The sequence below is a fragment of the Persicitalea jodogahamensis genome, from assembly GCF_014651615.1.
Taxonomy (GTDB): domain Bacteria; phylum Bacteroidota; class Bacteroidia; order Cytophagales; family Spirosomataceae; genus Persicitalea; species Persicitalea jodogahamensis.
Window position 1 is genome coordinate 521176 of record NZ_BMXF01000002.1, and the last position, 14688, is coordinate 535863.

General features: G+C 52.5%; 12 protein-coding genes. All 12 read right to left on the reverse strand.

Annotated elements, in window-relative coordinates; genetic code table 11:
- Positions 1–75: 75 nt before the first annotated feature.
- Positions 76–1155, reverse strand: coding sequence for an NADH-quinone oxidoreductase subunit NuoH (gene nuoH, locus IE117_RS12380; protein ID WP_189564718.1), 1080 nt, complete (start codon positions 1153–1155; stop codon positions 76–78).
- Positions 1156–1261: 106 nt separating this feature from the next.
- Positions 1262–2380 carry an NADH-quinone oxidoreductase subunit G gene (locus tag IE117_RS12385; RefSeq protein WP_189564719.1) on the reverse strand — a complete coding sequence of 373 codons (1119 nt, stop codon included), beginning with the start codon at positions 2378–2380 and terminating at the stop codon, positions 1262–1264.
- A 92-nt stretch (positions 2381–2472) separates the two neighbouring features.
- The gene (nuoF, locus tag IE117_RS12390; RefSeq protein ID WP_189564720.1) at positions 2473–3813 is read right to left on the reverse strand and encodes an NADH-quinone oxidoreductase subunit NuoF; all 1341 of its coding nucleotides are present in this window, start codon (positions 3811–3813) and stop codon (positions 2473–2475) included.
- A 9-nt stretch (positions 3814–3822) separates the two neighbouring features.
- A complete protein-coding gene (gene nuoE, locus IE117_RS12395) occupies positions 3823–4320 on the reverse strand; it encodes an NADH-quinone oxidoreductase subunit NuoE (protein ID WP_262893103.1) in 498 nt (165 codons plus the stop codon).
- A 70-nt stretch (positions 4321–4390) separates the two neighbouring features.
- Complete coding sequence (nuoD, locus tag IE117_RS12400; RefSeq protein ID WP_189564721.1) at positions 4391–5623, reverse strand: NADH dehydrogenase (quinone) subunit D; 1233 nt, start codon at positions 5621–5623, stop codon at positions 4391–4393.
- A gap of 85 nt (positions 5624–5708) precedes the next feature.
- Positions 5709–6209, reverse strand: coding sequence for an NADH-quinone oxidoreductase subunit C (locus IE117_RS12405; RefSeq protein ID WP_189564722.1), 501 nt, complete (start codon positions 6207–6209; stop codon positions 5709–5711).
- A gap of 6 nt (positions 6210–6215) precedes the next feature.
- Complete coding sequence (locus IE117_RS12410) at positions 6216–6758, reverse strand: NADH-quinone oxidoreductase subunit B (protein WP_189564723.1); 543 nt, start codon at positions 6756–6758, stop codon at positions 6216–6218.
- Between the two features lie 102 nt (positions 6759–6860).
- A complete protein-coding gene (locus tag IE117_RS12415) occupies positions 6861–7235 on the reverse strand; it encodes an NADH-quinone oxidoreductase subunit A (protein WP_189564724.1) in 375 nt (124 codons plus the stop codon).
- A 187-nt stretch (positions 7236–7422) separates the two neighbouring features.
- On the reverse strand, positions 7423–9525 hold the full coding sequence (locus tag IE117_RS12420) for a T9SS type A sorting domain-containing protein (protein WP_189564725.1): 2103 nt from the start codon (positions 9523–9525) through the stop codon (positions 7423–7425).
- 140 nt (positions 9526–9665) lie between these two features.
- Complete coding sequence (locus IE117_RS12425; RefSeq protein ID WP_189564726.1) at positions 9666–12830, reverse strand: T9SS type A sorting domain-containing protein; 3165 nt, start codon at positions 12828–12830, stop codon at positions 9666–9668.
- 80 nt (positions 12831–12910) lie between these two features.
- The gene (gene obgE, locus IE117_RS12430) at positions 12911–13924 is read right to left on the reverse strand and encodes a GTPase ObgE (protein ID WP_189564727.1); all 1014 of its coding nucleotides are present in this window, start codon (positions 13922–13924) and stop codon (positions 12911–12913) included.
- Positions 13925–14026: 102 nt separating this feature from the next.
- A complete protein-coding gene (locus tag IE117_RS12435; protein WP_189564728.1) occupies positions 14027–14611 on the reverse strand; it encodes an adenylate kinase in 585 nt (194 codons plus the stop codon).
- Positions 14612–14688 lie beyond the last annotated feature (77 nt).

Here is a 14688-nt window from a genome sequence, read left to right on the forward strand (position 1 = left end):
TTCGTTCAGAAGTGTTAATAAAAACAATTTACCCAGCTAAAAGACCAGTGCCTAAACAATTAAACCTTTACCTTTTTATTTCAGCATGGCCGTCAGCGCGGGTTCGATAAAGATAACGGCCAGACCCGTGACGACGATGTTAAACATCGCCAGCGGAATAAGGGCTTTCCAGCCCAGGTTCATGAGTTGATCATAACGGAAACGGGGAAGCGTCCAGCGTACCCACATGTAGAAAAACACGCCGAACAGGGACTTTCCAAAAAATACTGCCGTGCCGATAAGTGTGGCGACGTTGTGACCAGCGACGGTACCGAAGGCATCCGTCAGCGCGCCAGCCACCCAGTCCATACCGGGATAATTATAGCCGCCAAAGTACAGGGCCGATATTACCGCCGACGATACGAACATATTAATGTACTCAGCGAAAAGATAAAAGCCCAGTTTCATGCTGCTGTATTCGGTATGGTAGCCGCCCACAAGCTCGGTTTCGCACTCAGGCAGATCAAATGGCGTACGGTTGCATTCGGCAAAGGCGCAGGTAAGGAAAATAATAAAGCCCAGCGGCTGATACCAGATGTTCCAGTTACCGCCATGTTGCTGCGCCACGATGTCGCCAATCGAAAGCGATTCGCTGATCATGATAATCGCCACGATCGACATCCCCATCGCCACCTCGTAGCTGATGTTCTGAGAAGCGGCCCGAATCGCACCCAACAGCGAAAACTTGTTGTTGGAGGCCCAGCCACCAATCATCAGTCCATACACGCCCAACGATACGATGCCAAAGATGTATAGAATTCCGACGTTGGCTTCTACAGCCTGCACGGCTACTTCTACGCCGTCGTAAATGATCGTGTCGCCAAATGGGATGACGGCACTAGCCATCAGCGCTGTGAGCATAGCCACACAGGGCCCGGCGATGAACAGCCACTTATTGGCTTGAGCAGGAATAAAGTCTTCTTTGAAGAACATTTTTCCGGCGTCGGCCAGCGGCTGCAATAGACCCCAGGGCCCGGCCCGGTCAGGACCAAGGCGGTCCTGAATAAATCCTGCCACCTTGCGCTCGCCGTAGGTCGAATACATGGCAATCAGCAACGTCAGGCCAAAAATGACCAGAATGATGATGGACTTTATAATGAATGGTACTAATTCCATTTTTGTGTTTGTAGTGACGTTGTCCTATGGTTGAAAGGTCAAGGGCTGCAACGCGGTCAAGAGTTGGTTCGAAACTATCTTTACCCGTTGACCTTCAATTTTTAGCCTAGTTTTCTGTGTTCTCAAACGCCGACCGCTCGTTGGCTTTCCTGTTGTTTTCAATGCTCAGCTGTCGTACTGTTTCCTCGTCGGTGATGAACGGACGGGAATCGTCGATGGGCTTGTATTGCGAATTGGCCAGCCGAAGAGCAAAATCAGGTTTTTTAACGGTGTCGGCGCGGTATTTGTTGGCCGAAACTACCGAACTCCGGAGTACTTTGGTCGGTCCTTCAATGATCCAGTCGCTGGTTTTTTTCTTCTCAAAGCGGCAGGTATTGCAAATCCATTCTTCTACCTCACCCCACTCGTTTTTGCGGGCCGTAACGCGGATCACTTCTTCGCCCCGGTACCAAAGCGTAACATGACTGCTGCATTTATCACAGTCGCGGTGGGCATCCACGGGCTTACTAAACCACACGCGGTTTTTGAAACGATAGGTTTTGTCGGTCAAGGCACCTACCGGGCAGACGTCAATGACGTTGCCGGAAAAGTCATTGTCGATTGATTTTTCGATATACGTGCTGATCTCGGCGGCATCGCCCCGGCCCAATACGCCATGCACGCGTTTCTCGGTAATCTGATCAGCGGTATAAACGCAGCGGTAGCACAAGATGCAGCGCGTCATGTGAAGCTGAATATAGGGGCCGATATCGTGTTTCTCAAAAGTCCGGCGTTCTTCCTCGTAACGCTGGTTGGAGGATCCGTGCTCGTAGGCAAAATCCTGCAAATGGCACTCACCCGCCTGATCACAGATAGGGCAGTCGAGCGGATGATTCAGCAGCAGGAATTCTACGATGGCCTTCCGCTCTTCCAAGACGGCGGGGTTCGTCACGTTCTCGACCACCATGCCATCCTGCACCATTGTTATGCACGATGGCACAAGCTTGGGCATGGGCCGTGTATCCTTCGCCGAACCTTGTGCCACCTTTACCAGACAGGCGCGGCACTTGCCGCCGCTACCTTCCAGCGGTTTGTAGTAGCACATGGCAGGCGGCACCAAATGGCCCTGACTGGCATCGGCCTCAGCGATGCGCCGGGCTGCCTGCATAATTGTCGTGCCTGCCTCTACCTCGACCTCAATGCCATCGAAGGTTATTTTCAGTAAGTCTGGTTTTGTTTCCATCAATCAATTAGTGAATGTCGGAATGTCTGAATTAGTGAATATTGCTTTCGCCATTAATCTTTTATTCACTAATTCAGACATTCTCTAATTCCAAATTATACTAGCTCCGCTTCGCCCATGTACACTGCTCCCGGCCTTGTGGCTTCTTTGGGGTACTTCACATGCCACTCGAATTCGTCGCGGAAATGGCGGATAGCACTGGCGACAGGCCAGGCAGCAGCATCGCCGAGCGGGCAAATGGTGTTTCCTTCGATTTTCTTGGCGACGTCTACCAGCAGGTCGATGTCGCGCATATTGCCGTGACCGTGTTCGATTCGGTGCAGTACTTTTTCCATCCAGCCCGTTCCTTCCCGGCATGGGCTGCACTGCCCGCAGGACTCGTGGTGGTAAAAACGCGAGAAATTCCAGGTATTGCGCACAATGCAAGCCGTTTCGTCGAAGACAATAAAGCCGCCCGAGCCCAGCATGGTACCCGTTGCGAAACCACCGTCAGACAGCGACTCATAACTCATCAGGCGATCTTCGCCGTTGGCCGTTTTATACACCAGATTGGCCGGAATTATCGGGACAGAAGATCCACCCGCTACCAGGGCTTTCAGGTGATGTCCGTCGCGAATGCCCCCGCAGTACTCGTCGGAGTTCATGAATTCCTCCACTGAAAGGCCTAGTTCGATCTCGTAAACACCGGGATTTTTGATGTGGCCCGATGCCGAAATAAGTTTGGTTCCCGTACTGCGGCCCACCCCAACGGCGGCGTAGGCGTCGCCACCGTTGTTGATTATCCATACCATGTTGGCGATGGACTCCACGTTATTAACCACGGTAGGGCACTGGTACAGACCCTTTACCGCCGGAAAAGGAGGCTTGTTGCGTGGATTCCCACGCTTTCCTTCCAGCGATTCCAGCAGGGCAGTCTCCTCACCACAGATGTAGGCACCACCGCCGGGATGCACGACCAGTTCAAGGTCGTAGCCCGAGCCGAGGATATTTTTGCCTAAAAACCCATTGGCTTTGGCTTCGGCAATGGCTTGCTGCAAAATGTTGATGACGTACATCAGCTCACCGCGCACGTAGATGAACGACTTGTTGGCACCCAGCGCAAAGCTTGATATAATCATTCCCTCAATCAAAAGGTGAGGGATGGTTTTCATCAAATAGTGATCTTTAAAAGTACCCGGCTCCGACTCGTCGGCATTGCAAACCAGGTAGCGAGGCACGCCTTCGGGCTTAGCGAGGAAACCCCACTTCATGCCCATTGGAAAGCCCGCACCACCACGACCCCGTACGCCCGATTTCTTGGCTTCTTCCACCACTGCCTCGGGGGACATGGTTTTTATAGCCTTTTCCAGCGCCTCGTAGCCGCCGTTCTTTCGGTAAGTGTCGAAGGTTTCGATACCTTCGATGTGCGCGTGTTCCAGTAATATTTTCTTTGACATCGCTAAAAGCTATTGACTCAGTTCTTCGATAATCGAATCTACCTTCTCATTGGTCAGATTCATATAGTACTTCTCACGAATCTGAAACACCGGACCCCAGCCGCAGGCGGCCAGGCACTCCACTTCTTTCAAAGAAAAAAGCCCGTCGGGGGTAGTTTCGCCGGCCTGAATACCCAGTTTTTGTTTCAAATGCGAATATACGTCTTCGGCTCCCATCAGGCAGCAGGGACCTGTCCGGCAGTATTCGATTACATTTTTGCCCACCGGATCGAGGTGGAACATGGTATAGAAAGTCGCTACTTCGTACACTTCGATAGGCTGAATGTCGAGTAGTTTGGCGACATGATCCATCACCTCGCTACTCAGCCAGCCCCACTGCTCCTGCGCCACGTGTAGCACGGGAAGCAGGGCCGACTTCTGTCGTCCTTCGGGGTAGTTAGCGATCATTTGGTCCACGCGCTTCTGCCGCTCGGGCGTAAATGCAATGGGTTCGGCTACTTGGTTCACAACTAAATGATGAATTATGGGTGGTGAGTGATGAATAGCGGATTACAATGATTCATCACTCATCATTAAATTAACTGTCTAATTCTCCCGCGATGACGTTGAGGCTACTCATGATTACGATGGCATCGGAAAGCGTGGCACCTTTTACCATTTCGGGAAAAGCCTGGTAGTAAATGAAACAGGGGCGGCGGAAATGCAAACGATAGGGTGAACGTCCTCCATCACTGATCATGTAAAAACCCAGTTCACCGTTGCCACCCTCCACGGCATTGTAAATCTCACCAATGGGTGCATCGATTTCCCCCATCACGATCTTGAAATGGTAGATCAACGCCTCCATACTGGTGTAAACGTCATCCTTCGGAGGAAGGTAGTATTCTGGCGCATCGGCATAGTACGGGCCGATGGGCAGATTTTCGAGGGCTTGCTCGATAATTTTAAGACTCTCCCAAATTTCGGCATTGCGAACCATGAAGCGATCATAGGTGTCGCCACTTTGACCTATGGGAATAATGAAATCGAAATCTTCGTAGGAGGAGTACGGATTCATCACCCGCACATCGTAGTCTACGCCCGCAGCCCGCAGGTTGGGGCCGGTAAAACCGTAGTTCAGAGCGCGTTCTGCAGAAATGCCGCCGACATCAATCACACGATCCATGAAAATGCGGTTGCGGTTGAACATCCGTTCGAACTCCCGCATGACCGGTGGAAACGATTTGATGAATTCACGCAGTTTCTGGATGGCCACCGGAGAGAGGTCCCGCTCCATGCCGCCAAGGCGACCCATGTTGGTCGTAAGCCGTGCCCCGCAGACTTCCTCGTATATCTCGTAAATTTCCTCTCTTTTTTCAAAAAGGTAGAGGAATCCCGTGAATGCACCCGTGTCCACACCCAGAATACCGTTACAGATCAGGTGGTCCGAAATGCGGGCAAGCTCCATCATAATCACCCGGATGTACTGCGCCCGCTTGGGTACTTCCACCTGCAGGAACTTCTCCATCGTCATGTGCCAACCCAGATTGTTGATTGGCGACGAACAGTAGTTCATCCGGTCGGTAAGCGTTGTGATCTGGTAGTAAGGCCGGCGCTCCGCGATTTTTTCGAAAGCCCGGTGGATATAGCCGACTGTCTGCTCAGTGGAAACGATCTTCTCGCCATCCATTTGCAGAATATTCTGGAAAATACCGTGGGTTGCCGGGTGCGTCGGTCCGAGGTTGAGCGTCGTCAACTCACCTACCAACTCGGGCTGGTCAGCGCGGGCAAGGGGATTGACGTTAGGTACTAGAAGCTGATTCTCTGCCATAATTCGATTTGGAACGTTTGACTATCGGAACTTTAAACAATTGCTTTATTCCGCCAGTCACTCATTCACTTAGTACTGATTGACTTTACCTTCCAAACAAAGCATCCGTCTTGTCTTCACGGGTGGTGTCTTCCAATGGATATTGTCGACGCATCGGGAAGTAGTCCATCTCTTCAATGTTCAAAATTCGGATTAGATTCGGGTGCCCCTCGAACTGAATACCGAAAAAATCGTAGGTCTCACGCTCCATCCAGTTGGCTGATTCGTACACCTTGGTGGCAGTAGGGATGCGTTCGTCGCCTTCGGCCAGAAACACCTTGATGCGCAATCGGAAATTATGAACCAGACTATGCAGGTGATATACCACAGCGTATTCCAGACCCGGTGTGTCGGGATAGTGCACGCCGGTAAGATCGGTAAGGAAATTGGCCTGGAATTTCTGGTGGTTGAAAAGAAACTCGAGCATCGGAATAATCTGATCGCGGGTCGTAGTGAGCGTCAGCATCTCGTAGGGTTCCTCGAAACCATAGACATCTTCTCCGAATTCGCGGAGCAGTTCTTCGGCTACTTCCTGGTTAGTAAGCATAAGGAGTTACTGAATGTTGTATGAAGACATCAATTCCTGATATTGCTCAGAATTGCGACGACGGAGCGACTCGTTACGGGCCAGTTCCTGTACCTGCATCAATCCTTCCAGCACCTGCTCGGGGCGGGGCGGACATCCTGGAACGTACACATCCACCGGAATGATTCGGTCGATGCCCTGCAGCACGGGATACGAATCGAAGATGCCGCCGCTGGAAGCGCAGGCACCCATAGCCAAGACCCAGCGGGGTTCGGCCATCTGGATGTAAACCTGTTTCAGAATGGGAGCCATCTTCTTGGCAATGGTACCCATTACCATCAAAAGGTCGGCCTGACGGGGCGAAAAGCTGGGCCGCTCGGAGCCGAATCGGGCAATATCATAATGTGAACCCATCGTGGCCATAAACTCAATACCGCAACAGGAAGTGGCAAACGGCAGAGGCCAGAGCGAATTGCTGCGGGCAATGCCTATTACTTCGTCAAATGAGGTGGCGAAGAACCCGGAACCAGTGTGTCCCGGAGGGGCTTCAACTATATCTACTGATTTCATTTGTTCAATGGATGGTTGAAAACGGATAGCGGATGATTCATTTTCGCTGTCAGCGACCAATGAAAATTATCCGGCACTCATTATCGATTGTCAATTAATTAATCACTCTTCCCACTTCAAGACTCCCTTACGGATAATGTAATAGAAGCCTGCCAGCAGGAGGGACATGAACAGAACCATCTCCACGAAGCCAAACATGCCCAACTTCTTGAAATTGACCGCCCAGGGGTACATGAAAATAACCTCGACGTCAAAAAGTACGAAAAGGATCGCGACCAGGAAGTACTTCACCGAAATAGGAGTACGGGCGTCGCCGACTACTTCGATGCCGCATTCGAACGGGTCATCTTTCACTTTACCCTTGCGGCTGGGTCCGATATTGTGGGTGACGATCATCGTCACGACGATGAAACCCAGTGCCAGCACAAACTGGACAACAATGGGCAGGAAGCCGGATGGCAGATAATTCGTGTTCATAGTACTTATTCTCAACGGTCCGAACCGAAGAATTGTTCAACGATCCGGCGGAGTATTCCGACAATTTTTGTGGTTCAAAATTACTAGGCACAAACTTACCAACCAAATGCGATGAAGGGGGATTTCGTCCATACCTGAAACGCAAAAAGCCCCTGCGGAACAGGGGCCTTAATGAAGTCCTATTTTATCAGTCAATGACAATACGCTTGGTTACGTCGAGGCCGGGGGCGCGCACCCGCACCAGGTACAGGCCGGGCGGCAGCGTGCTGGCGTCAATGCGCTGCCGTTCGTTCAGGAGCGAAAAACGCTGGGTGCGAATGATCGAGCCATTGATATTGTAAAAAGCCACCTCAGCATTGGCCAGATTTTCAAGGGTTTCGACGTAAACGATTCCTTCCCGGCTGGGGTTAGGGAAAATGACCACACCGTCGTTTTCCGACAGGGAAAAAGGGACGGGGGGAGCGTAGGCGGAATAGCAGGTGAGGGAATTGTTGCTGCCCATCGTAAAGACGGCCTTGGCCCTTGCCGTGTACTCGCCCGATTCCGTCACCTTAATGGTAGAGGTCTCGGGTTTCAGAAAGCTGCTTCCCACCTTCCACTCGTATTTTTCGTTGAGGTTCGGTTCGGTAATCGAGGCTGTCAGGCTGTAAGGCCCCGACTGCTCAATTAATGGTATGCTAAGCTTGGGACGTACCGTCAGCGAGACCGGAGCCGAGATTTCTGACTCACAACCAAAGACATTTTGTGCCTTGACGGTATAGTTCCCTGTCTGTGTAGCCCGAAAAGACTTGCTGGTGCTGCCGTCGCTCCACAGGAAATAATCGGTGCCGCCCGAGGCGGCAAAAACGAAGCCCGTATCGGCGCAAGCCTGTTGCTGGCCGCCAGGGATGACCGTCGGTTTGAGCGGCCTTACCGTGGTATTAATCGTGACACTCGGGCTGGTAATGGCATTCCCCCTGGCATCTTTAAGAACGGCCCGATACGTACCCGGCGAGTTGATGGCGATGGTCCGGCCGGATTGTCCGGTGGACCACTCGTAGGACGAATACCCGGCAGGGAGCGTCAGGCTAACGGTAGCATTGTTAGTGCCGCAAGAGGTGGAAAGCGAAGGCGTTGGGGTGGGAGTGACGGGTGTAATCGTTGAGAAAAAGGTTGTGTTGAGAGCGTCGTTCCAGAGGTTTGCCAGAATACGCTGCCCATTCTGACCAGTAAAGTGAAGCCCGTCGGGACGCGGTACATAGGCATTATCGGTTTCAGGCCCAGGAAAGGTGCTGTTGAAGGTTGTATTCAGAACGGCGTTCTGGCCATTGATGACGTTTTGATTCGTTACGGATTGGCCTGCTCCGTTGACTGCCCGGGAGGTCCGGGAGATGACCCAGTTGATCCGTTTGTCGGTATCACTGTTAAGTTTGTTGATCAGGAACTGCATACGGTCGCGGTAATCCTGCGCACTGGTGTTGGAAGGGATGTTGTCGGTTTCTCCCTGCATCCAGAGAATGGCCCGAACACCCAGTTGGTGGACATAGTGCTGCGTGGAAATAAGCAGGTTGCCATAGGGCATTTGGGCAGGGTAGTTAAACCCACCGTAAGCGTTCTGGGTAATTCTTCCGGCTGCACTTTCTGACCAGTTTTTGATGGTAGTGCCTTCCCAGGCTGTGTTGATGAACAGCACGGGGACATTGAGCTTGCGTACCAGCAGGTCGCCGAGTATTCCCCAGCACCAGGCAGTTTTGCCGCGAGGGCCGATGGTTACGTTGGATTCGAGGTGCGCAAAAGTGGGTGCAGGCGGATCGAACAACGAGTTGACCGTATTGTCGTAGGCAATGTAGTTGACGCGGTCGTCACTGGCCGCCGGGCCGGGCGACTCGAACAGGCCCTGCGCGTTGGACTGCCCGGAGATTAAGAAAACCTCACCAACACCCATGCGGGAGACGACATCGCGGCCCACGACGGAGCCATTCAGCAAACCCCGGACTTCCAGCGTATACCAGCCGCCCTGCAGGCGAACTGTTCCCTGAAATACCCCACCCGAAACCCGATCCTGCAAAGTACTCCACTCCGTGTTCTGCCCCTGACCCGGGATGACGGCAACTGCCCGCACCTCAAACTTGTCGACGGGCAAAGAGTAAGTGCCGGAAATAGAGATGGTGGTTTGCCCTGTGATATCACGTTGATACACCGCGCGATCCGATGGCGAAGTGATTTTGATCTGTGCTTCCGCCCCCAAGGCCAGGAAATTGCTTAACAGGCAGGTGATCAGGAAAATACAAATAGTAGAAATAGTACGCATCCGCTTAATATTTATTGGGAAATCGAAAACTTTTAGTCCTCGGATTTCAAAAAAAATCTGTAAAGTGTTCGCCAGAAAATGCCCGCAAAAGTAGCGGATTATTTGTTGGCAAAGGCAACTCTACCCGGGATTGCGCGCTTTTATCGGCTGATCAGCAGCTTCTGAGTGGCATGAAAAACACCGGAGCTGATCTTCATAATGTACATGCCGCCCGGAAGGCTGGAAAGGTCCAGCAGTTGGCGCTGGCTAAACGAATCCACCATGATAGTCCGCACTGGCGTCCCCTTTAAATCGAATACCCGAATCGTCGCGCTTTCCAGGTCCTCTCGAGTCTCCGCAATGACCATGCCATTTTCACTGGGGTTTGGATAAATGCTGATACCGTTGCCGTCAGCTTCGGGGATAAAGTTAAAAATAGCCGATTCATCGGAATAACATACCAGTGTAGGGCTATAGGTGATGGCAGCCTTTACGGCGAAGGCTCCTGGTCTGGTTGCTTTGATAAGACTTGTGGAGTCAGCCAGAGGCGTACCGTCTTTTTGCCATAGGAAGTTTTCATTCGCGACGCTGATGCCCGCTTGCAACGTATAGGTACCCACCTGTTCGATAACGGGCAGGGGCGGTTTGGCCTTGGCTTCTAACCTGACAGCTTGGGAAAAAGGTGAAAAACAACCATTGGGACCTTGTACCTGAGCAGAATAATTGCCCGACTCGGTGGCCGTTATGGTACGGCCAGTCGCTCCTGTGTTCCAGGAAAAAGTACCATCCGCATTGGTAGTGAGCTGTACCTGCTCACCCTGGCAAAACGTTGTACGGCCCAGAGCGGTTACGGTGGGTGCCTGGGGAAGCGGCAGCGCGTTCACTGATAAGGTGTTGGATGCATCAGAAAGGCAACCAAACTCATTCTTTGTTCTTACCTGGTAGATACCGGTCAGGTTAGTGGTGACTTCCTGGTTCGTGGAGCCGCTGTTCCAGACGTAACCAGTGGCATCAGTGGCTTTAAGCGTGATTTTTTCGCTGGCGCAAAAGGTAAGGGGCCCCGATGCCGTGATCGTGGGAGTAGGGGGCAGCGGGTTGGCTGTCACTCGTACCACTGGGGACAGCGGTGAACGGCAACCGTTACCGTCAATAGCCGTGAGTGAGTACTCGCCCGATTTCCTGACTTCTATCTCGCGCTGTCCGCTCCCGTCGCTCCATTGGTAGGAGTTGGATGCGCTGGACTGAAGTACCGTGTAATCACGGTCGCAAAAAGTAGTCGGCCGCAACGGCGTAATGGTTGGTGCAGCCGGAAGTGGGTTTACCTGCACCCGCACTGGCGAGGAGGTGGAAACGCAGCCGTTGTCATCCGTTACCGATACGGTGAATTCACCCGACTGACTGATAACCACGGAACGGTCTGTGCTGTTAATGTTCCAGCGGTTGCCGTTTTCGTAACTGGAGGTAAGGGACACACTGCCTCCTTCGCAAAACGTAGTGTTGCCACTAGCCGCTACCGAAGGACGCGAGGGCAAAGGATTGACTCTCACTGTCACGGGATCGGACTCCGGCGACTGACATCCATTATCGTCCACGGCCCGAACGCGGAAATCACCGCTGTCATTTACTGAAATAGTGGAACCGTTCTGTCCGTTAGACCATGAACTCTGCACAGCGGACGTAGATTCCAGCTTTACAACACCTCCCGCACAGAAAACCGTAGTACCCAACACATTGATGCTCGGCTTGGGCGGTGGCGGGGTAGAAAACACGCCTATCGTAACGGACGCGGAGGTAGTTTCACAACCATAGGCGTTGGTAGCGGTAACCGTGTAAGTATTGGGTGTATTGACGCTGATCCGCCGATCAGTTTGCCCCGTATTCCACCGGACAAATCCGTCGGTCGCGGCAGTGAGGGCCAATGAGCTTCCCTGACAGATGTTGTTCCTGCCACCCTCCACCTGGATGACTGGCACGGAAGGGCGTATTTGACCCGGTACTTCCACGGCAGGACTGAACATGATGTTTCCCGCCTGATCGCGCACTCTGGCTACATAGCGGCCACCACCTACGTTGATGTTGGCAGAGGTTTGGCCATTGCTCCAGTTGACTGTTGTGTAATTACCGCCTTCGACGGTCAGCGACAGCGAATTTCCGACACCGCAGCTTACCCGCACGCTGGGTAGCGGAACAGCCTTATGCGGTTCCGAACGGGAGAAAAAGTCGTCGTTCAGAGCGTTGCTCCAGGCATCACCAAGTTGGTGGAGTCCGATATCCTGAAAATGCGCCCCATCGGGCCGGGGTGCCTGTATTTTGTCCGTTTCCGGGCCGTAGAAGGTATTGGGGGTGGAAGCAATAACATCGTTTTGCGCCTTGATGATCTCGAAGTCGCTCCCCCGTTGGTTGTCATAGGTAACCCGAGCTATGACCCAGGACAGGTTTCGTCCGCTTTCGTTCCTGGACTGGTCTATGATGGCCCGAAGGTCATTACGATAAGCGGTCCCGGCGGTATTGGCAAAATTATCTGCTTCTCCCTGGTGCCATAATATAGCCCGGATGCCCGTCACAGAAATGTAGTACTGAAGGGCCAGCCGAAAGTTGTTGTAGGGCATCCCCGAGGGCGTGAAAGGTTCGCCGTTGTATATAGAATAAGTCTGGCCATTGATACTCTCCCGCCAGTTTTTGATTGCTGAGCCATACCAGCCCGCATTATAAAAAAGGATCGGTACGCCTAACCGTTCGGCAAGACGATCGCCCAACTTACCATATGCCCAGGCAGAATTGCCCCTGGGGGAAATGTAGGAATCGGCGTTGAGATGGTCGAAGGATGGTTGCGGCAGATCATTCGCAGAGTTTACATTGTTGTAGTTCACAGTGTTCACCCTATCATCGTTGGCTCCCGGTCCTCCGTAGTTTTGATAACCCTGGGAATTGGACTGTCCGGCGATCAAGAATACTTCACCGATGCCGAAGCGCGACACCGTCGCGGTGCCCGCGATTTGGTCCCCACGCCACCCCCGCACTTCCAGTTCGTACCAGCCCCCGCTCCAGTTTACCTGGCCGGCATAGCTGCCTCCCTGCGGGTTGTTCTGAATATTCATCCAGCCGGAAGTACTGCCGCCGTTGATGGCACGCAGCTGCACTTCCACCCGATCGATGGGTGTGGAGTAGTTCCCGCGGATATATACCGTAGCCGAATTATTCTTATCCCGCTGGAGGACCGTTCGATTGGCCGGGTAAGAAATACTGAGTTGTGCGTAAGCATCGGCCCGAACAAACCCCAGGATAGTTACTAATGTAACCAATGTAAGCTTAACCGTAAAGTTCATGTCATTCAATCCTTCACCATAAAAAAGACGCTTCCAATATCAGCGTAGAACTACCGGGAAACAACTTTCCGAACCTAAATTTAGCTAACGGACAACGGCTCGTTGAGCGTAGTCCATATCAGGTCTTTCAAACGTTCAATTCCTTCTTGCGTTATTGCAGAAATAAACAGATTGGGGACGTCGTCCGGTAATCCACTCCTCAATTTTTCTCTTTCGCTTGCCTCATTTTCCACCAAGTCGATTTTTGAAATAGCGATAAGCCGTTGCTTATCGAGAAGGGACGGATTGTATTCTCTTAATTCGTTTAGAAGGGTTTCGTATTCAGCCGCAGGGTCTTCACTGTCGGCGGGAATTAAGAATAAAAGAAGGGAGTTTCGCTCAATATGCCTTAAAAAGCGCAATCCCAGGCCTCTGCCCTGGGAAGCGCCTTCAATAATTCCCGGAATGTCGGCCATGACGAATGAAAGATCGTCACGATAAGCCACCACACCCAGATTGGGCACTAGCGTTGTGAAGGGGTAATTGGCTATCTCTGGCCGTGCTGCCGAAACCACTGATAGCAGCGTTGACTTTCCGGCATTGGGGAAACCCACCAGCCCTACATCTGCCAGTACTTTCAATTCCAGGATAATCCAGGCTTCCAGCCCTTCTCCGCCCGGCTGGGCGTAGTCGGGAGTTCTGTTAGTGGCTGATTTGAAATGGTCGTTGCCCAAGCCACCGCGCCCGCCGGGAAGCAGAATAACCTCCTGCCCATCGTCGGTGATTTCGCCCAGCTCTTCTCCTGTTTCGGCGTTGCGGGCCACGGTGCCTAATGGTACTTCCAGGATTTTGTCCTCGCCCTCAGCCCCGCTTCGCCGGCCTCCGTCGCCCTTGCCACCGGGCTCAGCCTTGATATGCTTGGTATAGCGCAGGTGCAGCAGTGTCCACAGCTGAGCGTTGCCGCGCAGGATCACATGTCCGCCCCGTCCGCCGTTGCCGCCGTCAGGGCCGCCTTTGCTCACGTGTTTCTCTCGGCGAAAGTGCAGCGAACCCGCTCCTCCGTCGCCGGAACGCGCGTTTATCTTTACGTAATCTATAAAATTAGATGAAGCCATTCCTCAATTTTACTCTTTGTGTTTCCTGTAAAAAATGCGAGACCCACGATTCGGGCAAATAGTTGGAACGGTAGCAAATAATTCTGGTATTCCTTGTTTACTCTATATCCTCTCCTGAGCCTTCTCCACCGCTTCACAAATCGCATCAAAAATTTCTTCGATTTCGCCAACCCCGCCGATGCTCACGAATTTGTCTTGCTGACGGTAGTAGTCCGACACGGGGGTAGTCTTGCTGTTGTACTCGAAGATCCGGGTTTTTATCTTTTCCTCGTTCTGGTCGTCGGGGCGGCCTGAGGTCTGACCGCGAATCAGAAGGCGCTTTTTCAACTCTTCATCAGGAACCATCAGGGCCACCATTACCGAAATCTGCTCACCGTGCGACTCGAGAAGCTCGTCCAATGCCTCCGCCTGCTTGACGGTGCGCGGGAAGCCGTCGAAAATAAATCCGGGAACGTCGTCGTGCTCCTGCAGTTTGGCATCGATCATTCCTATCACTACCTCGTCGGGCACCAGAATCCCCTGATCCATGAGTGTCTTGGCTTTCAGCCCCAGCTCGGTACCTGCTGCAATCTGCGACCTCAGCAAGTCGCCCGTGGAGAGGTGTATCAGGTGATATTTTTCAATGATTTTTTCACTTTGGGTGCCTTTGCCCGCACCCGGGGGGCCAAAAAGTACAATATTCAGCATAGTCGCACGGTTGGTAGCGTTTCAGTCAGTAAAGGGGTTCTACCTGGCAAATTTACAATTCCTGCCTTAGCTCAGGC

Excerpts from the sequence above, each read along its gene's own strand:
- nuoH (WP_189564718.1), bottom strand. The coding sequence starts at position 1,155 with ATGGAATTAGTACCATTCATTATAAAGTCCATCATCATTCTGGTCATT.
- nuoF (WP_189564720.1), bottom strand. The coding sequence starts at position 3,813 with ATGTCAAAGAAAATATTACTGGAACACGCGCACATCGAAGGTATCGAA.
- nuoD (WP_189564721.1), bottom strand. The coding sequence starts at position 5,623 with ATGGCAGAGAATCAGCTTCTAGTACCTAACGTCAATCCCCTTGCCCGC.
- IE117_RS12405 (WP_189564722.1), bottom strand. The coding sequence starts at position 6,209 with ATGCTTACTAACCAGGAAGTAGCCGAAGAACTGCTCCGCGAATTCGGA.
- IE117_RS12410 (WP_189564723.1), bottom strand. The coding sequence starts at position 6,758 with ATGAAATCAGTAGATATAGTTGAAGCCCCTCCGGGACACACTGGTTCC.
- IE117_RS12415 (WP_189564724.1), bottom strand. The coding sequence starts at position 7,235 with ATGAACACGAATTATCTGCCATCCGGCTTCCTGCCCATTGTTGTCCAG.
- IE117_RS12420 (WP_189564725.1), bottom strand. The coding sequence starts at position 9,525 with ATGCGTACTATTTCTACTATTTGTATTTTCCTGATCACCTGCCTGTTA.
- IE117_RS12425 (WP_189564726.1), bottom strand. The coding sequence starts at position 12,830 with ATGAACTTTACGGTTAAGCTTACATTGGTTACATTAGTAACTATCCTG.
- obgE (WP_189564727.1), bottom strand. The coding sequence starts at position 13,924 with ATGGCTTCATCTAATTTTATAGATTACGTAAAGATAAACGCGCGTTCC.
- IE117_RS12435 (WP_189564728.1), bottom strand. The coding sequence starts at position 14,611 with ATGCTGAATATTGTACTTTTTGGCCCCCCGGGTGCGGGCAAAGGCACC.